The sequence below is a fragment of the Micromonospora sp. CNZ286 genome (assembly GCF_014207755.1).
Genome location: NZ_JACHIZ010000001.1, coordinates 4461730 through 4483976, shown reverse-complemented (window position 1 = coordinate 4483976; position 22247 = coordinate 4461730). Strand labels below are relative to the sequence as shown.

Here is a 22247-nt window from a genome sequence, read left to right as displayed (position 1 = left end):
AGCGGACCCGGGACGGGCGCCGCGGCGATATCTTCCGGTGATCTCCTGCTGGACGGGAACGCGGACCGGTGATCCGGTGAACTGGCTCACCTCCTGGCTCGATCTCACACCCGCAGGGGTGCCCGCACAAGGGCCGCCGGGCGGGTCGTACGCCCGGCTGTGTCCCTGGCGGTTGCGGGCCGTTATCGTGGGACCGCCATGGCGAAGATCTTCCAAGTGACGGCCCGCGCGGGCATGACCCGCGTCGTGGAGCCGGTCGCCCGCGCGCTGCTGCGTGCGGGCGTGTCCCCCAATGCGGTCACCGTGACCGGCACCGTCGGCGTGCTCGTGGGCGCGCTCGGCTTCGGCGCGCGCGGCCATCTGGTCGCCGGCGCGCTGATCGTCACGGTCTTCGCCCTCACCGATCTGCTCGACGGCACGATGGCGCGGATGAGCGGCGGGTCGACCCGGTTCGGGGCGTTCCTCGACTCGAGCATGGACCGGGTCGCCGACAGCGCGGTGTTCGGCGCGGTCGCGTACTGGCTGGCCACCGAGCACGACTACTCGGGCGTGGCGGCGGCGCTGATCTGCCTGGCCGCGGGCGGTCTGGTCTCCTACGTCAAGGCGCGCGCCGAGGGCCTCGGGATGACCTGCAACGTGGGCATCGCCGAGCGCACCGAGCGGCTGCTCATCGTCGGCGTCGGCGGCCTGCTCACCGGCGTCGGGGTCCGTCCGGCGCTGGAGATCGCGCTCTGGCTGCTCGCCGCCGTCTCGATCTTCACGGTGGGCCAGCGGATGGCCCACGTGTACCGCCAGGCCCAGCGGGTCGGCGCCGAGTGAACCTCACCGAGGCGGGCTTCGTCGCGGGCTGGCGCCTGGTCCGGGCGCTGCCCCGGCCCGTCGCGGCGGCGGCCTTCCGGGTGGGCGCCGACCGCGCCCACCGCAAGGACGGCGGGGGTACGCGTCGACTGCGCGCCAACCTGCGCCGGGTGGTCGGACCGGAGATGCCCGACGCGGAGCTGGACGTGCTGGTGCGTGCGGGGCTGCGCTCGTACGCCCGGTACTGGATGGAGGCGTTCCGGCTGCCCGGCCTGAGCCGCACCGAGATCCTCGCCGGGTTCCGCCTCGACGGGCAGGAACTGCTCGCCGCCGACGTGGCCGCCGGGCGGGGCGCCGTGGTGGCGCTGCCGCATGCCGGCAACTGGGATGCCGCGGGCGCCTGGGTGGCTGCCACCGGCTGGCCGATGACCACGGTGGCCGAGCGGCTTCCGGACGGCGTCTACGAGCGGTTCGTCGGGTTCCGGGAAGGGCTGGGGATGGAGATCCTGCCCAACCACGGCGGCCCGCGTCCCGCGTTCGACGTGCTGGTGGACCGCCTGCGCACCGGCTACGTGGTGCCCCTGCTCGCCGACCGGGACCTGTCCGCCCGGGGCGTGGAGGTCGACTTCTTCGGCGGCCGGACCCGCATGCCGGCCGGGCCGGCGCTGCTGGCCATCCGCACCGGCGCCCCGCTCTACGTGGCCTCGATGTGGTACGAACCGGACGCGGCGTGCGCCTCGATCGAGGGCCCGCTGCCGCTGCCGGACCCGGACAGCGCGCCGCTCGACGAGCGGGTCCGCACGGTGACACAGCGGATTGCCGACGGTCTGGCGGCGGGCATCGTCCGGCATCCGCAAGACTGGCACATGTTGCAGCGGATGTGGCTGGACCAGGGCCGGGACGGTACGCCCACGTCGGCGCAGCCACCGGCCACCACCGGGACGGTCTAGGGGGGCGCAGTGCGTATCGGCATCGTGTGCCCGTACTCGTTCGACGTGCCGGGCGGCGTGCAGAACCACGTCATGGACCTGGCCGAGGCGCTGCTCGGGCTCGGTCACGAGGTGAGCGTCCTGGCACCCGCCGACGAGGATTCGGCGCTGCCGCCGTACGTGGTGTCGGCCGGCCGGGCGGTGCCGTTGCCGTACAACGGGTCGGTGGCCCGGATCGCGTTCGGCCCGGTCTCCACCGCCCGGGTGCGCCGCTGGATCACCCGTGGCGAGTTCGACGTGCTGCACGTGCACGAGCCGCTCACGCCGAGCCTGTCGATGCTGGCGGTGCTCTGCGCCCGCGGCCCGGTGGTGGCCACCTTCCACACCGCGATGACCCGCTCCCGGGTGATGTCGGCCGCGCAGGGCGTGCTCCAGATCGTGCTGGAGCGGATCACCGCCCGGATCGCGGTCAGTGCGCTGGCCCGCAAGGTGCAGGTCGAGCACATGGACGGCGGCGCGGTGGAGATCCCCAACGGGGTGGCGGTGGCGAAGTTCGCCGGGGTGCCGCCGCTGCCGGGCTGGCCGGGGGAGTGTGCCCCGGGCACCGGCGGCACGCTGGGGTTCCTGGGCCGCTTCACCGAGCCGCGCAAGGGCTTCCCGATCCTGCGGGACGCGTTCGTCGCGCTGGCTCCGCACCGCCCCGGCCTGCGCCTGCTGGTCGCCGGCCCGGGTGACGCCGACCAGCTGTACGGGCGGTTCCCGGCCGGGCTGCGCGACCGGGTCACGTTCCTCGGCCTGGTCTCCGAGGCGGACAAGGCACGCATGCTGCGCAGCGTGCACCTCTACGTCGCACCGAACACCGGAGGGGAGTCCTTCGGGATGATCCTCACCGAGGCGCTCGCCGCCGGCACCACGGTGGTCGCCAGCGACCTGGACGCGTTCCGCCGGGTGCTCGACGGCGGGCGGGCCGGCCGGCTGTTCCCGACCGGCGACGCGGCCGCGCTGGGCGCCGCGCTGTCCGAGCTGCTCGACGACGACGGCCGCCGGGCCGGGCTGACCGCCTGCGGCGACCAGGTGGTGGCGAATTTCGACTGGCCCGTGGTTGCCCGCCGCGTTCTGGAGGTATACGCAGCCGCGATCGAGGCCACCGACGGCCGGGTCATGGACCAGGAGTGGGCGGGTCTGGGCTGACCGCTGTGGCCGCTGCGGCCGCTGTGACGAGCGCGTCGACCGGTGCACCGCGCCGGCCGGCCGGGATGAGGAGCAGCACTACGATGCCGGGCATGTGGTGGGTGGTGGGCGCGGTCGCGGTGCTCGGGCTGCTCTCGGCGTACCTGATCTGGACCTCCGGCCGGGTGCAGCGGCTCCAGGTCCGCGCGGACTCGGCGGCCCGCGCGCTGGACGCGCACCTGCTGCGCCGCGCGGCCGCCGCCGCGGTCCTGGCCGAGCAGCGGTACGGCGTGGAGCTGTACGCCGCCGCCCGGATCGCGCTGGACGCCGCCCCGGAGGAGCGCGAGGCGGCCGAGAACGACCTGACCCGGCAGTTGCGCGCGGTGCGGCTGGACCCGGACGACCCGGCCTGCGCGGCGGTGATCGCGGCCAGCAGGCGGCTGGGGCTGGCCCGGCAGGTGCACACCGACCTGGTCCGGGACGCCCGCTCGGCGCGGGGGCGTCCGGTGGTGCGGCTGTTCCGGATGGGACGCGGGCGGGAGTGGCCGCGCTACTTCGACATCGACGACCCCACGCTGGCCTCGCACGCGGATGTGACCACTGGCTGACGCACCGGCCGTGACGGGGGCCACACGGCAGGCCACCGGGGGTTCGATTGGCGCTCGGATCGGCGCCGTGCCGGTCGTAGCATTCCTGCGCAGTCACCTCCCGAGCACGCCGAGGAGCGATGTCCCGTGTCTGAATCCGCAGCCCCGACCACCGCCACCGCCGTCGGCACCGCCCGCGTCAAGCGCGGCATGGCCGAGATGCTCAAGGGCGGTGTGATCATGGATGTGGTCACCCCCGAGCAGGCGAAGATCGCCGAGGACGCCGGCGCGGTCGCCGTGATGGCCCTGGAACGCGTGCCGGCCGACATCCGCGCGCAGGGCGGCGTGTCCCGGATGAGCGACCCGGACATGATCGACGGCATCATCCAGGCCGTCTCGATCCCGGTGATGGCCAAGGCCCGCATCGGCCACTTCGTCGAGGCGCAGGTCCTCCAGGCCCTCGGCGTCGACTACGTCGACGAGTCCGAGGTGCTGACCCCGGCCGACTACGCCAACCACATCGACAAGTGGGCGTTCACCGTCCCGTTCGTGTGCGGTGCGACGAACCTGGGCGAAGCGCTGCGCCGGATCACCGAGGGCGCCGCGATGATCCGCTCGAAGGGCGAGGCGGGCACCGGTGACGTCTCCAACGCCACCACCCACATGCGCAAGATCCGGCAGGAGATCCGCCGACTCCAGTCGCTGCCCTCCGACGAGCTGTACGTCGCGGCCAAGGAGCTCCAGGCCCCGTACGAGCTGGTCAAGGAGGTCGCCGAGCAGGGCAGGCTGCCGGTCGTGCTGTTCACCGCCGGCGGCATCGCCACCCCCGCGGACGCGGCCATGATGATGCAGCTCGGCGCCGAGGGCGTCTTCGTCGGCTCGGGCATCTTCAAGTCCGGCAACCCGGCTCAGCGGGCCGCCGCGATCGTCAAGGCGACGACGTTCCACGACGACCCGGACGTGCTCGCGAAGGTCTCCCGGGGGCTGGGCGAGGCGATGGTCGGCATCAACGTCGACGAGATCCCCCAGCCGCACCGCCTGGCCGAGCGCGGCTGGTGAGTGCAAGGAAGGGCCCCCTGTTAACGCCTGCGGTAGAGGCGGGGCCCCCTTTTAACACCCCGGAGGGAGCATCGTGGCCGTACCCGTGATCGGCGTGCTCGCGCTTCAGGGCGACGTACGCGAGCACGTCGCCGCGCTGGCCGGGGTGGGCGCGGACGCCCGGCCGGTGCGGCGGCCGGGCGAGCTGGACGCGGTCGACGGCCTGGTGGTGCCCGGCGGCGAGTCGACCACGATCAGCAAGCTGGTGGACATCTTCGAGATGCGCGAGCCGATCGACAAGCGGATCGCCGCCGGCATGCCGGTCTACGGCTCCTGCGCCGGCATGATCATGCTGGCGGCGGAGGTGCTGGACGGCCGCCCCGACCAGCGCGGATTCGCCGGCGTCGACATGACGGTGCGGCGCAACGCGTTCGGCCGCCAGGTCGACTCGTTCGAGGCGCCGGTGGCGCTCACCGGCGTCGACGGCGGGCCGTTCCACGCGGTGTTCATCAGGGCGCCCTGGGTGGAGCGCGTCGGCCCGGACGTCGAGGTGCTCGGCCGGGTGACCGAGGGGCCGGCGGCGGGCCGGATCGTCGCGGTACGGCAGGGCAACCTGCTGGCCACGTCGTTCCACCCCGAGCTGACCGGCGACCTGCGCCTGCACCGGTCCTTCGTGGAACTCGTCCGGGCCGCCTCCTGAGCATCCGGTCCGTCCCTGGTTGTGCCGGTTCGGGCGGCCTCGGGCGGGCCGGTGCCGTGCGGCGCGTGACAGTCACCCGGCCCTCGCCGGTAGGATTGCCGAGATTCGGCAGGGCCATCAGCCCGCCGCGGCTCCCAGCGAAGATCACGGCACCTCGACGTGCGCCGGCGGGGGAGCGGGGCGTGTGCGGTGCGGTCGATGCAGACGGCGGGTAGCAACGGAGGTAACAGATGTCCGGCCACTCAAAGTGGGCGACGACCAAGCACAAGAAGGCGGTCATCGACGCCAAGCGCGGCAAGATGTTCGCCAAGCTGATCAAGAACGTCGAGGTGGCGGCCCGTACCGGCGGTGGTGACCCGGCCGGCAACCCGACTCTCTACGACGCCATCCAGAAGGCGAAGAAGAACTCGGTCCCGAACGACAACATCGATCGCGCGGTCAAGCGCGGCTCCGGCCTGGAAGCCGGCGGCGCCGACTGGCAGACGATCATGTACGAGGGCTACGGGCCGAACGGCGTGGCGATGCTGATCGAGTGCCTCACCGACAACCGCAACCGCGCCGCGACCGAGGTGCGCACCGCCCTTACCCGCAACGGCGGCTCGCTGGCCGACGCCGGCTCGGTGTCGTACATGTTCTCCCGCAAGGGCGTGGTGATCGTCCCCAAGGCCGGCACCAGCGAGGACGACGTGATGATGGCCGTGCTCGACGCGGGCGCGGAGGAGGTCAACGACCTCGGCGAGGCGTACGAGGTGGTCTCCGAGCCGGGTGACCTGGTCGCGGTCCGCACCGCGCTGCAGGACGCCGGCATCGAGTACGAGTCGGCCGAGTCCTCCCTCATCCCCAGCGTGAACGTGCCGCTGGACGAGGAGGGCGCGCGCAAGATCTTCAAGCTGATCGACGTGCTGGAGGACTGCGACGACGTGCAGAACGTCTACGCCAACTTCGACGTCTCCGACGAGGTCATGGCCGCAGTCGGCTGATCCCGCCCGACGTGCCGAGCGCCGGCCCTCGGATCCCCGGGTGGCCGGCGCTCGGCGTCTCGCACGGTCAGCCGATCGGCTCCCGCTGCCGCCACGCCGCCCGCACCGAGGTCCGCCCGTTGGTGCGCAGCAGCGAACCCTCGTAGATCCGCGCCCCGGCGAGCAGGAACCCGGCGGCCGCGAGCAGCAGCAGCGCCAGCGACACGATCGGCTCCCACGGCGCCGCGTCGCCGGTGAACAGCCGCACCGGCATCGCGGTCGGCGAGGAGATCGGCAGGTACGACAGGATCCGCATCGCGGCGGCGTTGTCGTTCAGGAAGATCACCGCGAAGAACGGCGCCATCACCGCGAGCTGCACCGGCGTGGACGCCCCGGCGATGTCCTCCTGCCGGTTCACCAGCGCACCGGCGGCCGCCCACATCGCCGCGAGCAGCAGGAAGCCGCACAGGAAGAACGGCACGAACCAGCCGATCGCGGGCGCGATCAGGCCCAGCAGGTCGCCGCCGTCGGTCAGGCGCATGCCGATCAGCGCGACTGCCGCGATCAGGGTGATCTGTCCCAGCGCCAGCGCGCCCGCGGCCAGGATCTTGCCGGCCAGCAGCGCCCGGGCCGGCACGGCGGCCACCAGGATCTCCACGATCCGGGTCTGCTTCTCCTCGGTGACGCTCTGCGCGATCTGCAACCCGAACGTCTGGGACATGAAGAAGAAGACGAACGCGAAGGCGAACGGCACCAGGTACGCGACGAGCGGATCCACCGCGTCCGGGTCCAGCAGCTTCACCTGCGGGGCCGCGCTGAGCGCGGAGACCACGTCGTCCGGGGCCCGCTCGTCGGCGACCACGAGCGGACCGGCCACCACCGCGGCGTCCGCGTCGCCGTCGCGTACCGCCTGCTCGGCGGCGCCGTCGTCGGCGACCACGAGGACGTCCAGCCCCGCCGCGCGCAGCGGTTCGGCGCCGGCAGCGGTCACCGCCACAGTGGACGGACCGCTGCTCATCATCGCCGGCACCACTGTGGCGACGACGGCGAGCAGCAGGAAGATCAGCGTGCTGTAGAGGAACGTCTTGTCGCGGACCTTGACCTTGATCTCGCGGGCCGCGACCAGCCGGGTGGCCTGGAACGTGTTCACTGGTTGACCTCTCGGAAGATCTCGGCGAGGGACGGGGTGACCGGGCCGAACGCGCGCACCGGGCCGCGGGCCAGGGCCGCGCGCAGCACCGCCTGGTCGTCGGCGGGCGGGTCCACCTCGAACACGGCGCGGGCGCCGTCGAGGTCGACCAGTCGCACGCCGGGCTGGTCGCGCAGCCAGCCGGCGTCGCCGTCCACCACGAGCGAGAACCGGGGCAGCGTGTACGCGGCGCGCAACTCCTCGCGGGCGCCGGCGGCCCGGATCGTCCCGCCCGCGATGAGCACCAGGTCGTCGCAGAGCCGTTCCACCACGTCGAGCTGGTGGCTGGAGAACAGCACCGGCGCTCCGGCGGCGGCGCGTTCCCGCAGCACCGCCACCACCATGTCGACGGCGAGCGGGTCGAGCCCGGAGAACGGCTCGTCCAGGATCAGCACCTCCGGGTCGTGCACCAGCGCGGCGGCGATCTGCGCCCGCTGCTGGTTACCCAGCGACAGCGTCTCCAGCAGGTCGTCGGCCCGCTCGCCGAGACCGACCCGCTCCAGCAGCGCGTCGGTACGCCGGCGCGCCCCGGCGGCGTCCAGCCCGTACAGGCGGCCGAGGTGAACCACCTGCTCGCGGGGGGTCATCTTCGGGTAGAGGCCGCGTTCCTCCGGCATGTAGCCGAACCGGGCCCGGGCCTCGCGCGCGAGCGGCCGCCCCCGCCACGTCACCTGCCCGGCGTCCGGGGCGAGCACGCCGAGGATGATCCGCATGGTGGTGGTCTTGCCGGCGCCGTTGCCGCCGACGAATCCGGTCATGCGCCCTGCGGTCACGTCGAAGGAGACGTCCTTGAGCACCTGACGGCCGCCGAAGCTGCGGTCGACGCCGTCGAGGCGGAGCACGCTTGTCATGATCCCGACGCTACGGCCGGCCCCCGCTCCCGTCGTCCCACCACGGGGCGATCACGGGGTCCGTCGCGCGGCGGACGGGCCTCACCCGCCGGGCCGCACCACCCCGTGCTCGTACGCGAACACCACCGCCTGCACCCGGTCGCGCAGCCCGAGTTTGGCCAGGACGCGGCTGACGTGGGTCTTCACAGTCGCCTCGCCGACGCGCAGGACGTCCGCGATCTCGGCGTTGCTGGCCCCGCGCGCCACCAGTTCCAGCACCTCCCGCTCGCGCGGGGTCAGGTCCGCGGTGGCCGCGTCGTGCCGGGGGTCCGGTGGCGCCGCCCCGGGCCGGGCGAAGGTGGAGATCACCCGCCGGGTGAGCGCCGGTGCGATCAGTCCCTCGCCGCGCGCCACCACCCGGACCGCCTCGATCAGGTCCTCCGGGGTGCCGTTCTTGAGCAGGAAACCGCTCGCCCCGGCGCGCAACGCGGCGAAGAGGTAGTCGTCCCTGTCGAACGTGGTGAGGATGAGCACCGCCGGCCCGCCCGGCGTCGCGTCGGCGGTGATCCGGCGGGTGGCCTCCAGCCCGTCGAGCACCGGCATCTCCACATCCATCAGCACCACGTCCGGCCGAAGCGCGGTCGCCATCGAGACGGCGCGCTGCCCGTCGGCGGCCTCGCCGACCACCTCGATGTCGTCCTCGACCTCCAGGATCACCCGGAATCCGGTCCGGACCAGGTGCTGGTCGTCGACGAGCAGCACCCGCACCGGGGCGCTCACGCCGCCCGCCTGGCGGCCTCGACCGGCAGCGGCATGCGGGCCCGGACCCGGAACCCGCCGCCGGGACGCGGCCCGGCCTCCACCTCACCGCCGTGCGCGGCGACCCGCTCCCGCATGCCGATCAGGCCCAGCCCGGCCCCGGCCTCGGGTACGCCCCCGTGTCCGTCGTCGCTCACGTCGATCTCCAGCTCCCTCGCCAGATAGCGGATGCGCACGTCCAGCGTGGTGGCGTGAGCGTGCTTGACCACGTTCGTCACCGCCTCCTGCACGATCCGGTACGCCGCCTGCGACACCGAGCGGGGCAGCGGCGCCGGTTCCCCGTACACACCGAGTTCGGCCCGCAGCCCGGTGTCCCGGGCCCGGTCGACGAGCGCGGCGACCTGGTCGATGCCGGCGGTGTCCTCCGGCGTGGTCGCGCCGGCCGCGGCGTCCGGGTCGCGCAGCACGCCGAGCATCCGGCGCAGCTCGTCGACCGAGGTGCGGGCCGTCTCCTCGATCGCGGCCAGGGCGGTCCGCGCCTTGTCGCGGTCACGGTCGAACACGCGCCGGCACGCGGCGGCCTGCACGCCCATCACCGACACGTGGTGGGCGACCACGTCGTGCAGCTCGCGGGCGATGCGGACCCGCTCGCCCATCACCGCGCGCTCGCGCGCCTCGACCTGTGAGCGGCGCAGTTGCTCGGCCTGCTCCCGCAGTTCGTGCCGGCGACGCGCGGCCACCCAGGCGGTCTGCCCGGAGTAGTAGGCGAACCCGAAGAACAGCACGTTGTAGAAGACGCCGTTCACCACGGCGGCGAGCACCGGCGGCACCGGACCGGCGGCGTCGGCGAAGGAGGCCGCCGAGATCTGGTCGGCCCGCAGCGCGAGGGACAGCGCGAGCCAGCCGAACATCGCCACGATGACGCCGGCCCGCAGCCGCCCGGCCAGCCGCCGGTCGGCACCCCACGCGCCGAGCGTGAAGAGGGCCGCGAACAGCGCGCCCGACGGGAGCTGGGCGAGCGGGACCGCCCGCGCCTGCCCGGCGATGAACGCGATCGAGACGACCACCGCGACGGCGGCGGGCCACCGCCGCCGTACGGCCAGCGGGGCGGTCACCGCCACGGTCCACCAGACCTGCTCGGCGAGGCTCGGCGGAGGGCCGAGCAGGAAGGCCCCGGTGCTGCGCGCCAGGGTCAGCTCGAACAGGGCCAGCACGGTGACCGCGAGTCCGACCCAGAGGTCGGCGCGCAACTGCGCGGCCGTGGGAGCCGGCCGGCGCCAGGCGGTGGTGGGTGCGGTGCTCACCGTACGACCATGCCACCGCCGCGCCCGGTACGGTGCCCGGGGCGTGATCGGGTGGGCCGGACGACAGCCGCGACGTAGCCTGCCGGGGTGTTCGTGCCCGATCTGCCGATACGCACCGAGCGCCTGCTGCTGCGCGCCTTCACCACCGACGACCTCGCCGTGGTCCGGGACTACCGGGGCCGCCCGGAGGTGACCCGCTACCTCTACCACCAGCCGTACGACGACGCCGCCGCCCGGGCCGCGATCGGCCGGCTGGTCCGGCGGACCGCGCTGCGCGCCCCCGGCGACGTGCTCAACCTGGCGGTGACGCTGGCGGACACCGGCGAGTTCCTCGGCGACGTGCTGCTGAGCTGGACGAGCGGGGAGCACCGGCAGGGCGAGATCGGGTACGTGGCGCACCCCGCGCACACCGGCCGGGGGTACACCACCGAGGCGGCCCGGGAGCTGCTGCGGATCGGCTTCGACGGGCTGGGGCTGCACCGGATCGTGGGCCGGCTGGACGCCCGCAACACCGCCTCGGCCCGGGTGCTGGAGCGGCTGGGCATGCGCCGGGAGGCGCACCTGCGGGAGAACGAGTTCGTCAAGGGGGAGTGGACCGACGAGGTGGTCTACGCGCTGCTGGCCCGCCAGTGGCGGGCGGCGGACTGAGCGCGGGCCCGGCGCGCCGGCCGGGCCCGCGTCCGGCGGGCCCCGGCGTCGCTCAGCAGCAGCCCTGCCGGAACGACCGCTCGACGTACGACGCCACACCGGCCTCGTAGAAGCCGGCACCGGGCCGGATCGGGTGGTCGCTGAACAGCTCGACCCGCGACCCGAACCGGACCAGGTACGCCTCGGCGTCACCCGCGTCGTTGCGGATCATGCCGCCGCGCGGTCCGTAGATGCGCTCCAACTCGGCGAAGGACATCCCGACCGACCCGCCGGCCGGGGAGCGCGGCGGGGCGGTGGCCGTGCCCACTGACACGAGCCGGCCGTCCCGGAAGGCCAGCAGGATCGTCCCGGCCCAGGAGCCGGTGGCACCGGCGTGCACCACTCCGGGGCAGCCGGGCGCCGTCCAGTCGATCAGTCCGGCCGCGACGAGCCGGTCCAGCCGGGCTCCGATGCGGTACGGGCCGGCGCCACGGACGCTGAGCACCTCGTTCTCCGCGACGGTCGGCCGGACGCGGGCCGGCGTGCCGTCGCCGCGGGCGGCGGTCGCCGAGTGCGCGGGAGCGGCGGAGGCGGCCGGTGCGCCGACGGCGACCGGCGCGATCCCGGTCAGCGCCAGCAAGCCGGCGAGGATGGTGGACGGGAGACGGTTCATGGCGGATCTCCTTCGGTCGGGTTCTCCTGTCCTGTTGGTCTCCGCCCGGACCGGTTCGGTTCGGTCCATCGCCTACCGTCGACGTGATGGTCCGGGTGGCGGTCCCGGAGGTGGTGCGATGATCACACCGGCGCGGATCGGGGCGTACCGGGTGGAGCGTCTGCTCGGGACGGGGTCCTTCGCCACGGTCTGGCTCGCGTACGACCCGGCGCTCGCGGACCGGGTGGCGGTCAAGGTTCTGGCCGAGAACTGGAGCCACGACCTGCGGGTGCGGGAACGGTTCCTCGACGAGGCGCGGTTGCTGCGGAAGCTGGACCACCACCGCCTGGTCCGGGTGCACGCCGTGGGGGAGTTGCCCGACGGCCGCCCGTACGCCGTGCTGGCCTGGGCGGACGGCGGCAGCCTGCGGGACCGCCTGGCCCGCGGCCCGCTGCCGGTGGGGCGGGCCCTGACGGTCCTCGACGAGATCGCGGCCGGCGTTGCGGTGCTGCACCGGCACCGGGTGGTGCACCGTGACCTGACGCCGAGCAACGTCCTGTTCCACTCGGCGCCCGGCGGCGACCGGGTGCTGATCGCCGATCTCGGGCTGGCCAAGGCGCTCGCCTCCGCCTCCGGGCTGACCGCCCGGGCCGGCACGCCCGGCTACATGGCGCCGGAGCAGGACGATCCACTCGCCGTGGTCGACACCCGCGCCGACGTGTTCGGGCTGGGCCGCCTCGGACTGCGGCTGCTCGGCCGGGATCGGCCACCGGGCGGTGCGGCCGACGGCCGGGCGGCCGGCTCGCGGCTGCGGGCCGGGGTGCCCGCCGCCGTGGACACGGTGCTGCGCACCGCGACCGCCGTGCGCCCGGCCGACCGCTACCCGGACGCGGACGCGTTCCGGCAGGCGCTGCGGCGCGCGGTGACGGGTGGGCCCGCTGCCGTGCGGGCGGGGTGGGCACCGCACCCGGGCCGGCTCGTCGCCGGGGTCGCGGTGGCGCTCGCCGTCGCCGGCACGTGCGCGGCGGACGCGGTCCACCCCGCCCCGGCGGGTGCGGTGGGCCGCAGCGGGCCGCTGACAGTGGTCCTGCCGGTCGGCTGGCGGGCCGAGGGGACCGGCTGGGCGGGACGGTACGGCGACGACGGTGACCTCGAACCGGCGCTGGTGATCTCCCCGGACCCCGGGAACTGGGCGGCCGACCCCACGCTGCCCGGCGCCTTCGTCGGCCTCGCCACCGGCGAGGCGCGTCGTGCCGGCCCGGCGGCCTTCCTCGCCGGACGGGCCCACGCGGACTGTGCCGCGGCCCCGCCGCGCCGCAGCCGGCAGGGTGGCGTCGAGTGGACGGTGGTCACGTACACCTGCCCCACCGGCCGCCCGATGATCGTCGAGGCGGCCGGGCCGGCCACCGGCCGCGCCGGTCTGCTCTACGTCCAGCTCGTGCCGCCGCCGGACGCGGGCGCGGACTTCGCCGACCGCGTGCTCGCCGGAGTTCGGACCGGGTAGGTGACGGGCTCAGACCACCACCACAGTGATCGGGTACGTGCGGCCGTCCTGCGGGATGGTGACCACCACCGTGCCGGTGCGCACGAACCGGATGTCCACCACACCGGCCTCGTAGCTGCGCGAGACCAGGTCCTCCCGGTCCACGGTGACCTCACCCGGCCCGATCCCCCGGATGCGCAGGATCCCGCCGGCGGCGAAGCAGAGGGACTTCAGCAGTGCCAGCTCGGTCTCGGCGAGCACCAGGTCGTAGCGGACCGGCCCGAAGCACGCGGCCGGCGCCGTGGTGCGTACCGACGGGGTGGGCCGGGTGGTCCGGGGCGTGACCGGCGGCCGTGACCGCGTACGCGTGCTCGTCGGCGTGGCCCCCGACGGCTCCGGGACCGGCGTGCCCGTGCCCAGCGGTGCCGGGGTGGGGCCGGGTGAGGTCGCGGCGGTGGGCGGCGCGGCGGCGACGGCGCTGGTCACCGCCGGCTGTACCGGCAGCGGCGAGACCGGGCGGTCGGCGCAGGCGGGCGTCCCGGCGAGGGCGACGAGTGCGACGACCGCGACACCGCGCCGACGGCGGGCCGGGTCACGCATCGGACAGCCGCGCCCGGAGCTGCCGGCGGGCCTCGTGGATGCGGGACTTCACGGTCCCCTCCGGCACGTCGAGCAGGCCGGCGATCTCCCGGTAGCTCAGTCCAAGCACATCGCGCAGGGTCACCGCCTCGGCGAGGTCCGGCGGGACCGCGTCGAGGGCGTCGAGCAGGTCGAGCCGGGTGCCGGCGACCACGCTGGTCCGGCGCGGGTCGGGCCGGTCCGGTAGCGGGACGCCGCCGGCCTCCCGCTGCCACCGTCGCCGCAACGTCCGGTAGGTGGAGCGGGCCCGGTTGGCGGTGATCCGGTACAGCCAGGTGTCGAACGACGAGCGGCCCTCGAACCCGGTGATCCCGTGGGCGAGCGCGAGCAGAGCGTCCTGGCAGGCCTCCTCGGCGTCCTGCCGGTGGGGCAGCAGCCGGGCGCACTGCCGCAGCACCTCCGGCCGTACGGTGGCCAGCAGGGCGTCGAGGGCCTCGCGGTCGCCGCGTGCCGCCGACCGGGCCAGCTCGTCCGTGCCGTCGGGGAGGGGCATCAGGGGCGTCCCAGTGCTCGCCGGTGGTCCGGACCCCAGGCTATGCCCCGGGAGGCCGTGCCGCCCCGGCTGAGTCGGGCAGCCGACGGCGTCCCGCCCCGGTGCCGACGGCACCGGGGCGGGACGGGGAGCGCGGTGGCGGGCGTCAGCGCGCGGCGCGGGCGGCCTTGATCGCGCTGTCGATCACGTCCCAGATCGCGACGAGCACGACCACCGCGCCCGCCACCCGGGCGAACTCGACGGTCCCGCCGTCGCGCAGCCAGGCGAACCGCTCGACCAGTTCCGGGTTGAGCAGCCGGTCGGTGGCGAGCAGCCAGAGCACCGGGGCGGCGAATGCCGCGTTGAGCACCGCGTTGACCACGACCAGCGGCCAGGTCCACCGCCCGGCCCGGTACTTGGCGATCTCCAGGCCGACGGTGGCCAGCAGCACCACGATCAGGGCCGGCAGCCAGAAGCCCCAGAGCGCCGGGTCGAGCACCGCCATCCGGGAACCGTCGTCGGTGGTCCAGCGCTGGAAGTGCTGACCGATCAGGAAGCCGACGGTGACGAGCAGGAACACCACCGAGGCGATGCTGTCGGAGTGGCTGATCTGCCGTTCCCGGCTCTCCTCGGGGAGCTGGTCGACGGTCCACTCGGGCAGGCCGAGCGGCGTGCGGGTGCGCTCCAGCACGGCGAACACCAGCGTGACCCAGAACGCGATCTGGACCGCGGTCTGCATCGCGGCCACGATCGCCGCGCCGATCGCCGCGCCCGGCTCGCCGTCGATGAGCGCCTTGGCGAGGCCGGCGAGCACGCCCACGATCGCCGGGATGTACGTGAGCAGCAGCCGCAGCAGCCGCCACCAGGTCAGGTAGTACCGCGGGCCGATCAGTTGCAGGGTGCGGTCGCTGTAGCGGGCCGCGAGCTTCTCCGGGTGGCCCAGCTCGGTGAGCACCTCGCGCTCGGCGGAGGCGTGGTCCTGCCCGCCCGAGGTCCGGTCGTCGATCATGTCGGCGATGGAGCCGCGCAGTTCCTCGGCCAGTTCCAGGCGGCGCTGCGCGGGCACGGTCCGCATGGTGGCGGCGACGTAACGGTCGGTCAGGGAACTCATCGTTCCGCTCCTTCGATCAGGTCGGTGACGGACGTCCGCACCGCGGTCATGTCGTCGAGCAGGCGGTTCAGGACGGCCTCGCCGTCGTCGCTGGTCCGGTAGAACTTGCGCGGCCGGCTCTCCTCGGTGTTCCACTCGCTGGTCAGCAGGCCCTGGTCCTCGAGCCGGCGCAGCAGCGGGTAGAGCGTGTTGGCGTCGACCGCGAAGCCGTGCGCGGCCAGCCGTTGCAGCAGGGCGTATCCGTAGTCGGGGCGGCGCAGGGCGACCAGGCTGGCCACCACGACCGTGCCGCGCCGTAGCTCCTGGAGGTGGGTCCGGAGGACCTCGTCGCTGACCATGTGCAACACGATACTGTGTGCCACACACCATTGCAATAGAGGGCAACATCGCGTGCCGCACACCGGCCGGTCGGAGAGACCCGGGCCACCCTCGGCGCGGACGGTGGAGCCCGCACGATCACCTCGGTAGGGTGGGTCGGTCGACTCCGACGCAGCTTGATCCACAACCCGGGGGGCGCCACGCATGGGCGATTCGTTCGCGCATCTGCACGTACACACCGAGTACTCGATGCTCGACGGGGCGGCCCGGCTCAAGGACCTCTTCGCCGAGGCGGCGCGGCTCGGCATGCCGGCGGTGGCGATCACCGACCACGGCAACATGCACGGCGCGAACGACTTCTACAAGCAGGCCATGGACGCCGGGGTCAAGCCCATCCTCGGCGTCGAGGCGTACGTCGCGCCGGAGTCGCGCTTCCACAAGGCCCGGGTCAAGTGGGGGCGCCCCGAGCAGAAGAGCGACGACGTCTCCGGTAACGGCGCGATCACCCACATGACCATGTGGGCGAAGAACCGCGACGGCCTGCACAACCTGTTCAAGCTCAACTCGCGCGCCTCCATGGAGGGCCACTACGTGAAGTGGCCCCGGATGGACATGGAGCTGATCGCCGAGCACGCCGAGGGCATCATGGCCACCACCGGCTGCCCGTCCGGCGCGGTGCAGACCCGGCTGCGGCTGGGCCAGTTCGACGAGGCGCTCAAGGTCGCCGCCGCGTACCAGGACATCTTCGGCAAGGAGAACTACTTCCTGGAGATCATGGACCACGGCCTCGACATCGAGCGCCGGGTCCGCGACGGGCTCACCGAGATCGCCCGCAAGCTCGACATCCCGCCGGTGGTCACCAACGACTCGCACTACACGCACGAGGCGCAGGCCGAGGCGCACGACGTGCTGCTCTGCGTCCAGACCGGCAGCAACGTGGCCGACCCGAACCGGTTCCGGTTCGAGGGCGGCGGCTACTTCGTCAAGTCCGCCGACCAGATGCGCGCCGTCGACTCCTCCGAGCTGTGGCAGCAGGGCTGCCGCAACACGCTGCTGGTCGCCGAGAAGGTCGACCCGGCCGGCATGTTCACGTTCCACAACCTGATGCCGCGGTTCCCGATCCCCGAGGGCGAGACCGAGGAATCCTGGTTCCGCAAGGAGACCTTCGCCGGCCTGGCGCGCCGCTTCCCCAACGGGATCCCCGAGGGCCACGTCGTCCAGGCCGAGTACGAGCTGGGCGTCATCATCCAGATGGGCTTCCCGTCGTACTTCCTCGTGGTCGCCGACTTCATCCAGTGGGCCAAGAGCCAGGGCATCGCGGTCGGCCCGGGGCGTGGCTCGGCGGCCGGCTCGCTCGTGGCGTACGCGCTGGGCATCACCGACCTCGACCCGATCCCGCACGGCCTGATCTTCGAGCGGTTCCTCAACCCCGAACGCGTCTCCATGCCCGATGTCGACATCGACTTCGACGAGCGCCGGCGCGGTGAGGTCATCAAGTACGTGACCGACAAGTGGGGCGAGGACAAGGTCGCGCAGATCGCCACGTTCGGCACGATCAAGGCGAAGGCCGCGATCAAGGACTCGGCCCGCGTGCTCGGCTTCCCGTACGCGGTCGGCGACCGGATCACCAAGGCCATGCCCCCGGCGGTGATGGGCAAGGACATCCCGCTGTCCGGCATCTTCGACCCGAAGCACCCGCGCTACGCCGAGGCGGGCGAGATCCGGGGCCTCTACGAGTCCGACCCGGACGTCAAGAAGGTCATCGAGACCGCCAAGGGCATCGAGGGCCTGATCCGGCAGACCGGTGTGCACGCCGCCGGCGTCATCATGTCCGCCGAACCGATCATCGAGCACATCCCGCTGATGCGGCGCGACTCCGACGGCGTCATCATCACGCAGTTCGACTACCCGACCTGCGAGTCGCTCGGGCTGCTGAAGATGGACTTCCTCGGCCTGCGGAACCTGACGATCATCGACGACGCGGTGAAGAACATCCAGCTCAACCACGGCCGGGAGCTGGACCTGCTCGGCCTGCCGCTCGACGACAGGCAGGCGTACGAGCTGCTGGCCCGCGGTGACACGCTCGGCGTGTTCCAGCTCGACGGCGGGCCGATGCGCTCGCTGCTGCGGCTGATGAAGCCGGACAACTTCGAGGACATCTCCGCCGTCCTGGCGCTCTACCGGCCCGGCCCGATGGGCGTGGACTCGCACACCAACTACGCGCTGCGCAAGAACGGGCTCCAGGAGATCACCCCGATCCACCCGGAGCTGGAGGAGCCGCTGCGCGAGATCCTCGCGCCCACGTACGGCCTGATCGTCTACCAGGAGCAGGTGCAGCGCGCCGCGCAGATCCTCGCCGGCTACACGCTCGGCCAGGCCGACCTGCTGCGCCGGGCGATGGGCAAGAAGAAGAAGGAGATCCTCGACAAGGAGTTCATCCCGTTCCGGGACGGCTGCCGCGAGCGCGGCTACTCCGACGAGGCCATCCAGGCCGTGTGGGACGTGCTGGTCCCGTTCGCCGGTTACGCGTTCAACAAGGCCCACTCCGCCGCGTACGGCCTGGTCTCCTACTGGACCGCGTACCTCAAGGCGCACTACCCGGCCGAGTACATGGCCGCGCTGCTCACCTCCGTCGGTGACGACAAGGACAAGATGGCCCTGTACCTGTCCGAGTGCCGCCGGATGCGCATCCAGGTGCTCCCGCCGGACGTGAACACCTCGGCCGGGCCGTTCACCCCGGTCGGCAAGGAGATCCGCTTCGGTCTCGGCGCGGTACGCAACGTCGGTGCGAACGTGGTCGCCTCGATCATGCGGTGCCGCGAGGAGAAGGGCGACTACACCGACTTCTACGACTTCCTGTCCAAGGTCGACGCCGTCGTCTGCAACAAGAAGACCATCGAATCGCTGATCAAGGCCGGGGCGTTCGACTCGCTCCAGCATCCGCGCAAGGGCCTGCTGGCCGTGCACGCCGACGCCATCGACGCGTACGCCGACGTCAAGCGCAAGGAGGCGGTCGGCCAGTACGACCTGTTCGGCGCCGGATTCGGCGAGGCGGACACCGGTGGCAGCACCACTGTCATGCCGGTCATCGGCGAGGGGGAGTGGGACAAGCGCGACAAGCTCGCGTTCGAGCGCGAGATGCTCGGTCTGTACGTCTCCGACCACCCGCTCTTCGGTCTGGAGCACGTGCTCGGTGCCGCCGCGGACACCACGATCGCCGCGCTGTCGGAGGAGGGCACTGTGCCCGACGGCGCGGTGGTCACGCTGGCCGGCATCCTCTCCGGCGTGCAGCGCCGGGTCACCAAGCAGGGCCGGGCCTGGGCGTCGGCCACCCTCGAAGACCTCGCCGGTGGCGTGGAGACGCTGTTCTTCCCGAACACGTACGAGGTGATCGGGCAGTACATCGCCGAGGACGCGATCGTGGTGGTGAAGGGCCGGGTGGACCGGCGCGACGACACCCCGCGCATCATGGCGATGGACATGTCCATGCCGGACGTCAGCAGCACCCCGGGGAGCAAGCCGATCACGCTCACCATCCCGGTGCACCGCTGCACGCCGCCGCTCGTGGAACGGCTCAAGGAGACGCTGGTGCTGCACCCCGGCGACACCGAGGTGCACGTCAAGCTGCTCAACGGCGGCAAGGTCACCACGCTGCGCCTCGGCCCGTTCCGGGTCGCGCCGACGACAGCGCTGATGGGTGACCTGAAGAGCGTGCTCGGCCCGGCCAACGTGAGCTGACCGGGCCGAGCGCCTCCGGCGCGACGCCGGGACGTGCCGCTAGACGCGGGTGATGCGGACGGCGTCGGCGATCACGTACCCGGTGCTGCCGGACCACCTGCTGACACCCACCTTGTTGGCGTCCCCGGCGGCCAGGGTGAAGGTGCCCAGCGAACGCCACGTACCGCCGTTGGCTGTCTGGTTCACCGAGACCGTCTGGTTGCCGCTGGTGGTCGCGACGATGTACGGCGTGCTGGTGTTGTAGCCGGCGACGGCCGGATACCAGACCTCCACCCGGTAGGTGGCGGTCGCCGGGATGTTCACCTTGTACCAGGCGGCGTCGCTGGCCGCGACGGGGTTGGCGTACCGGTAGTCGGCGCCGTAGCGCTGCGCCGAGTACGTCGAGGTGCTCCAGTTGGCGCTCGCGGTGAACCGGCCGGCGGTGGTGTTGTCCACGACCGTCGACCAAGTGGTCGGCGGGGGCGTGGTGCCGCCGGTGACGAGCTGCATGTAGTAGGTCCAGTTCCAGTTCGGACCGGGGTCGGTGTGCGTGGCGCCCGGCACCTGGTTGTGCCCGATGATGTTGTTGCGGGTCTTCGGGATGCCGTACTTGTCGCACAGGAACCGGGTCAGCGCCGCCGACGACCGGTACATCGCGTCGGTGTACCAGGAGGCGTTGTCGACGTACCCCTCGTGCTCGATGCCGATCGACTGGGTGTTGTAGGTCCAGTTGCCGGCGTGCCAGGCGATGTCCTTGTCCCGCACCATCTGGGTCACCGCGCCGTCGGAGGAGCGGAGCAGGTAGTGCGCGCTGGTGCCGGCGGCGGCGTTCTGGAACCAGCTGATCGAGCCGGCGTAGCTGCCCTGCATGGTGTGGATGACGATGTAGTTGATCGGGTACGCCGACTCGCGGCTGGAGACCGTGTAGTTGGACGAGTTGGCCGGCATCCAGGCCGCCGGGCCGTAGTCGGTGCTCAGGGTGCCGAAGTCGCCGGTGCCCAGCGGCGCGACGTCGGCGTACCGGCCCCGCTGGGGTGCGACCGGACGGCCGTCCACGCTGACCTCGCCGCCGGCGGTGGTCGCGATGAAGCCCCTGGCGAGCAGGTCGAACACGGAGTCCGCGTACAGCCGGGCGGTGGCCGCGTCCGTCGAGCCGCCGTAGCGGGCGATCGGGCCGTACCACTGGTTGACGTCGTCGCGCTGCGCCGCGGTGAGCCCGGCCTCGTCGGCGTAGGAGCGCAGCACCGCCGCCGCGCCGGCCACGTTCGCCGCGTCCCGGGTACGCAGTTCGGCGCGGTCCAGCCGGGTCCGGCGCGCGGCCTCGTCGAGGGTCCGCACCTTCGGGTTGCTGGTCAGGTGCATCACGCCGTATCCGCCGGAGACGCTGGGCTCGCCGCCGTGGCCGTCCAGGCGGGTCTCGGCGTACCCGAGCGCGGCGAGCAGGTCGCGCGGCACGTCGGAGGCGGTGGCGGCCCGGTCGAAGGCGGCGGCGAGCGGCTGCGCGCCGTGCTGTGGCGCGGCCTGGGCCGGCTGGCCGGTCAGGCCGATCATGAGGATCATGGCGCCGCCGAGCAGGTGGCTCACCCGACGCGAGGGTCTCCGAATCGTCACAGGCACTCCTCGTCCACTACAGGGGGCGACTGGCTCACGTCGCCGGTTCGCCGCACCCTATAGCGTGACGTTCGTCTATGTCGATACCTTGCATCAACGGACCCTTTGCTGAAGACTTCCTTCAGGCGTGCGGCATCTCCGGCAGTCGCGCCGCCCGCCGCGGGCCGCCCGCCGCCGCGCCCCGGCCCGTTCCGCAGGCGGTGTCCACCGCGCTCGGCGATCACTCCTCGGCCCGGTGGGCGTGAGCTGCCCCCGTACCGTCGCGGTGTTGCCCGGCGGGCCACGGCCGGGCAGCATCGGGCGGATGCCGCCCTCCGACCTGCTGCGCGTCCGCGACCTGGTGCCCGACTTCCTCGCCTGCGCCGAGGGGCGCCGGTCCGCGTCGCCGGAGCCGTGGAGCGCGCACTACCTGGCCGCGCATCCGGACGTGGTCCGGGTGCTGCGCCGCGACGGCGACTGGTCCGACGCCGCCGGCGTGGCATCCGTCCTGGACGGGCTCCGCGGCCGCGCCGCCGACCTGGCGGCAAGAGCCGAGAGGGTACGCGCGCTGCTGCCCGACGGCGTCACGGCGGTGGCCGGTGCGCTGGGCTGGTCCGGCGACGGCGGGCCGGTCGAGTGCGTGGTGCTGGTCGGGCTGAACCAGGCCAACGGCTGGGCCGGAGAGCTGAACGGCAGGTACGCGCTCTTCCTCGCCGTGGAACAGCTCGGGCCGCCGGAGGATCTCGACCTGCTGGTGCGGCACGAGGCCGCGCACGTGGTGCACGACCGCGGCGCCGCGATCCGCGACTGGCCCGAGTGCGGGGTGGCGAACGCGTTGTTCACCGAAGGGCTCGCCACGCAGGTCACGGCGGAACTGGACGCCGGCCGGCCGGACGAGGAGTACCTCTGGTTCGGCCGCCCCGGTCACCGGCGGTGGCTCGACGAGTGCCGCCGCCGGTGGCCGGAGATCCTGCGCCGGGTACGCGCCGACCTCGACGCCACCGACGCCGACCACCACGCCCCGTACTTCCTGATGCGTGACTCGCCGCTGGCCGGCGGCCTGCCGAAGCGTTGCGGCTACCTGGTCGGCGTGACCGCGGTACGACACCTGCGCCGCCACCACTCCCTGCGGGACCTGGCCGGGTGGCCCCTGCCCCGCGTCCGCGCAGAGATCGCCGCCGCACTGGCCGACCTCCCTCCACCGACCTGACCCCCTCCCACTGCCCCTCCCACCGCGACGATCATGAGGTTGGCGGCGACAATTCGGACAGCCGACACCGCCAACTTCATGATCGCCCGGGCGGGGGTGTGCTGGTGCGTCGCGTCCCCGCCCGCCCTCGCGATCCTGCATGTTCTGCCCCCGCGCCCCTGCTCG

21 protein-coding genes are annotated in these 22247 nt (G+C 73.2%); 11 read left to right on the top strand and 10 right to left on the bottom strand.

The window, feature by feature from the left end:
• Positions 1-198 precede the first annotated feature (198 nt).
• The 7 genes from pgsA to FHX31_RS19475 all read left to right on the top strand — a co-directional run bounded on the left by pgsA (position 199) and on the right by FHX31_RS19475 (position 6202).
• Complete coding sequence (gene pgsA, locus FHX31_RS19505) at positions 199-819, top strand: phosphatidylinositol phosphate synthase (protein ID WP_013285430.1); 621 nt, start codon at positions 199-201, stop codon at positions 817-819.
• Positions 816-1748 (top strand): phosphatidylinositol mannoside acyltransferase, encoded by a 933-nt coding sequence (locus tag FHX31_RS19500; RefSeq protein ID WP_184976958.1) that lies wholly within the window; start codon positions 816-818, stop codon positions 1746-1748. Before pgsA ends, FHX31_RS19500 begins: the two co-directional genes overlap by 4 nt.
• Positions 1749-1757: 9 nt before the next feature.
• On the top strand, positions 1758-2918 hold the full coding sequence (locus tag FHX31_RS19495) for a glycosyltransferase family 4 protein (protein ID WP_184976957.1): 1161 nt from the start codon (positions 1758-1760) through the stop codon (positions 2916-2918).
• 83 nt (positions 2919-3001) lie between these two features.
• On the top strand, positions 3002-3505 hold the full coding sequence (locus tag FHX31_RS19490; protein WP_013285433.1) for a hypothetical protein: 504 nt from the start codon (positions 3002-3004) through the stop codon (positions 3503-3505).
• Between the two features lie 126 nt (positions 3506-3631).
• Positions 3632-4543: a pyridoxal 5'-phosphate synthase lyase subunit PdxS gene (pdxS, locus tag FHX31_RS19485; protein WP_184976956.1), complete on the top strand. Its 912-nt coding sequence runs from the start codon at positions 3632-3634 to the stop codon at positions 4541-4543.
• 73 nt (positions 4544-4616) lie between these two features.
• Positions 4617-5222: a pyridoxal 5'-phosphate synthase glutaminase subunit PdxT gene (gene pdxT / locus FHX31_RS19480; RefSeq protein WP_013285435.1), complete on the top strand. Its 606-nt coding sequence runs from the start codon at positions 4617-4619 to the stop codon at positions 5220-5222.
• A gap of 230 nt (positions 5223-5452) precedes the next feature.
• The gene (locus FHX31_RS19475) at positions 5453-6202 is read left to right on the top strand and encodes a YebC/PmpR family DNA-binding transcriptional regulator (RefSeq protein ID WP_013285436.1); all 750 of its coding nucleotides are present in this window, start codon (positions 5453-5455) and stop codon (positions 6200-6202) included.
• A gap of 67 nt (positions 6203-6269) precedes the next feature.
• Here the strand turns inward: FHX31_RS19475 and FHX31_RS19470 are convergent, their stop codons facing one another.
• From FHX31_RS19470 to FHX31_RS19455, 4 genes are all read right to left on the bottom strand, one after another.
• A complete protein-coding gene (locus FHX31_RS19470) occupies positions 6270-7331 on the bottom strand; it encodes an ABC transporter permease (protein ID WP_013285437.1) in 1062 nt (353 codons plus the stop codon).
• Complete coding sequence (locus tag FHX31_RS19465) at positions 7328-8221, bottom strand: ABC transporter ATP-binding protein (protein WP_013474854.1); 894 nt, start codon at positions 8219-8221, stop codon at positions 7328-7330. The genes FHX31_RS19470 and FHX31_RS19465 overlap by 4 nt, the downstream gene beginning before the upstream one ends.
• A gap of 81 nt (positions 8222-8302) precedes the next feature.
• On the bottom strand, positions 8303-8980 hold the full coding sequence (locus FHX31_RS19460) for a response regulator (RefSeq protein WP_184976955.1): 678 nt from the start codon (positions 8978-8980) through the stop codon (positions 8303-8305).
• Positions 8977-10263, bottom strand: a complete 1287-nt coding sequence (locus tag FHX31_RS19455) for a sensor histidine kinase (RefSeq protein WP_184976954.1) — start codon at positions 10261-10263, stop codon at positions 8977-8979. The genes FHX31_RS19460 and FHX31_RS19455 overlap by 4 nt, the downstream gene beginning before the upstream one ends.
• Before the next feature lie 87 nt (positions 10264-10350).
• On the opposite strand from FHX31_RS19455, the gene FHX31_RS19450 reads away from it, so the two are divergent.
• On the top strand, positions 10351-10911 hold the full coding sequence (locus tag FHX31_RS19450) for a GNAT family N-acetyltransferase (RefSeq protein ID WP_114921240.1): 561 nt from the start codon (positions 10351-10353) through the stop codon (positions 10909-10911).
• Positions 10912-10963: 52 nt separating this feature from the next.
• Here FHX31_RS19450 and FHX31_RS19445 read toward each other — a convergent pair whose 3' ends face one another.
• A complete protein-coding gene (locus FHX31_RS19445) occupies positions 10964-11563 on the bottom strand; it encodes a hypothetical protein (protein ID WP_114919988.1) in 600 nt (199 codons plus the stop codon).
• A gap of 118 nt (positions 11564-11681) precedes the next feature.
• Here FHX31_RS19445 and FHX31_RS19440 point away from each other — a divergent pair, with 118 nt between their 5' ends.
• A complete protein-coding gene (locus FHX31_RS19440; RefSeq protein ID WP_184976953.1) occupies positions 11682-13046 on the top strand; it encodes a serine/threonine-protein kinase in 1365 nt (454 codons plus the stop codon).
• A 9-nt stretch (positions 13047-13055) separates the two neighbouring features.
• On the opposite strand, the gene FHX31_RS19435 is transcribed toward FHX31_RS19440, so the two are convergent.
• From FHX31_RS19435 to FHX31_RS19420, 4 genes are all read right to left on the bottom strand, one after another.
• On the bottom strand, positions 13056-13625 hold the full coding sequence (locus FHX31_RS19435) for a hypothetical protein (protein WP_013285444.1): 570 nt from the start codon (positions 13623-13625) through the stop codon (positions 13056-13058).
• On the bottom strand, positions 13618-14157 hold the full coding sequence (locus FHX31_RS19430) for an RNA polymerase sigma factor (RefSeq protein WP_047893756.1): 540 nt from the start codon (positions 14155-14157) through the stop codon (positions 13618-13620). Before FHX31_RS19430 ends, FHX31_RS19435 begins: the two co-directional genes overlap by 8 nt.
• A 145-nt stretch (positions 14158-14302) precedes the next feature.
• Entirely contained in the window at positions 14303-15247 is a 945-nt protein-coding gene (locus FHX31_RS19425) for a permease prefix domain 1-containing protein (RefSeq protein ID WP_184976952.1), read from the bottom strand.
• Complete coding sequence (locus FHX31_RS19420) at positions 15244-15585, bottom strand: PadR family transcriptional regulator (RefSeq protein WP_013474861.1); 342 nt, start codon at positions 15583-15585, stop codon at positions 15244-15246. Before FHX31_RS19420 ends, FHX31_RS19425 begins: the two co-directional genes overlap by 4 nt.
• A 184-nt stretch (positions 15586-15769) precedes the next feature.
• Here FHX31_RS19420 and dnaE point away from each other — a divergent pair, with 184 nt between their 5' ends.
• The gene (dnaE, locus tag FHX31_RS19415; protein ID WP_184976951.1) at positions 15770-19303 is read left to right on the top strand and encodes a DNA polymerase III subunit alpha; all 3534 of its coding nucleotides are present in this window, start codon (positions 15770-15772) and stop codon (positions 19301-19303) included.
• Between the two features lie 39 nt (positions 19304-19342).
• On the opposite strand, the gene FHX31_RS32770 is transcribed toward dnaE, so the two are convergent.
• Positions 19343-20284 carry a golvesin C-terminal-like domain-containing protein gene (locus FHX31_RS32770; RefSeq protein WP_402883359.1) on the bottom strand — a complete coding sequence of 314 codons (942 nt, stop codon included), beginning with the start codon at positions 20282-20284 and terminating at the stop codon, positions 19343-19345.
• Between the two features lie 913 nt (positions 20285-21197).
• On the opposite strand from FHX31_RS32770, the gene FHX31_RS19405 reads away from it, so the two are divergent.
• On the top strand, positions 21198-22082 hold the full coding sequence (locus tag FHX31_RS19405) for a hypothetical protein (RefSeq protein ID WP_184976950.1): 885 nt from the start codon (positions 21198-21200) through the stop codon (positions 22080-22082).
• Positions 22083-22247 lie beyond the last annotated feature (165 nt).

What these genes read in the sequence shown, in the direction of transcription:
- FHX31_RS19465 (WP_013474854.1), bottom strand. Translation starts at nt 8,221, where the DNA reads ATGACAAGCGTGCTCCGCCTCGACGGCGTCGACCGCAGCTTCGGCGGC.
- FHX31_RS19435 (WP_013285444.1), bottom strand. Translation starts at nt 13,625, where the DNA reads ATGCGTGACCCGGCCCGCCGTCGGCGCGGTGTCGCGGTCGTCGCACTC.
- dnaE (WP_184976951.1), top strand. Translation starts at nt 15,770, where the DNA reads ATGGGCGATTCGTTCGCGCATCTGCACGTACACACCGAGTACTCGATG.
- FHX31_RS19425 (WP_184976952.1), bottom strand. Translation starts at nt 15,247, where the DNA reads ATGAGTTCCCTGACCGACCGTTACGTCGCCGCCACCATGCGGACCGTG.
- FHX31_RS19405 (WP_184976950.1), top strand. Translation starts at nt 21,198, where the DNA reads ATGCCGCCCTCCGACCTGCTGCGCGTCCGCGACCTGGTGCCCGACTTC.
- FHX31_RS19420 (WP_013474861.1), bottom strand. Translation starts at nt 15,585, where the DNA reads ATGGTCAGCGACGAGGTCCTCCGGACCCACCTCCAGGAGCTACGGCGC.
- pgsA (WP_013285430.1), top strand. Translation starts at nt 199, where the DNA reads ATGGCGAAGATCTTCCAAGTGACGGCCCGCGCGGGCATGACCCGCGTC.
- FHX31_RS19490 (WP_013285433.1), top strand. Translation starts at nt 3,002, where the DNA reads ATGCCGGGCATGTGGTGGGTGGTGGGCGCGGTCGCGGTGCTCGGGCTG.
- FHX31_RS19475 (WP_013285436.1), top strand. Translation starts at nt 5,453, where the DNA reads ATGTCCGGCCACTCAAAGTGGGCGACGACCAAGCACAAGAAGGCGGTC.
- FHX31_RS19445 (WP_114919988.1), bottom strand. Translation starts at nt 11,563, where the DNA reads ATGAACCGTCTCCCGTCCACCATCCTCGCCGGCTTGCTGGCGCTGACC.
- FHX31_RS19430 (WP_047893756.1), bottom strand. Translation starts at nt 14,157, where the DNA reads ATGCCCCTCCCCGACGGCACGGACGAGCTGGCCCGGTCGGCGGCACGC.
- FHX31_RS19440 (WP_184976953.1), top strand. Translation starts at nt 11,682, where the DNA reads ATGATCACACCGGCGCGGATCGGGGCGTACCGGGTGGAGCGTCTGCTC.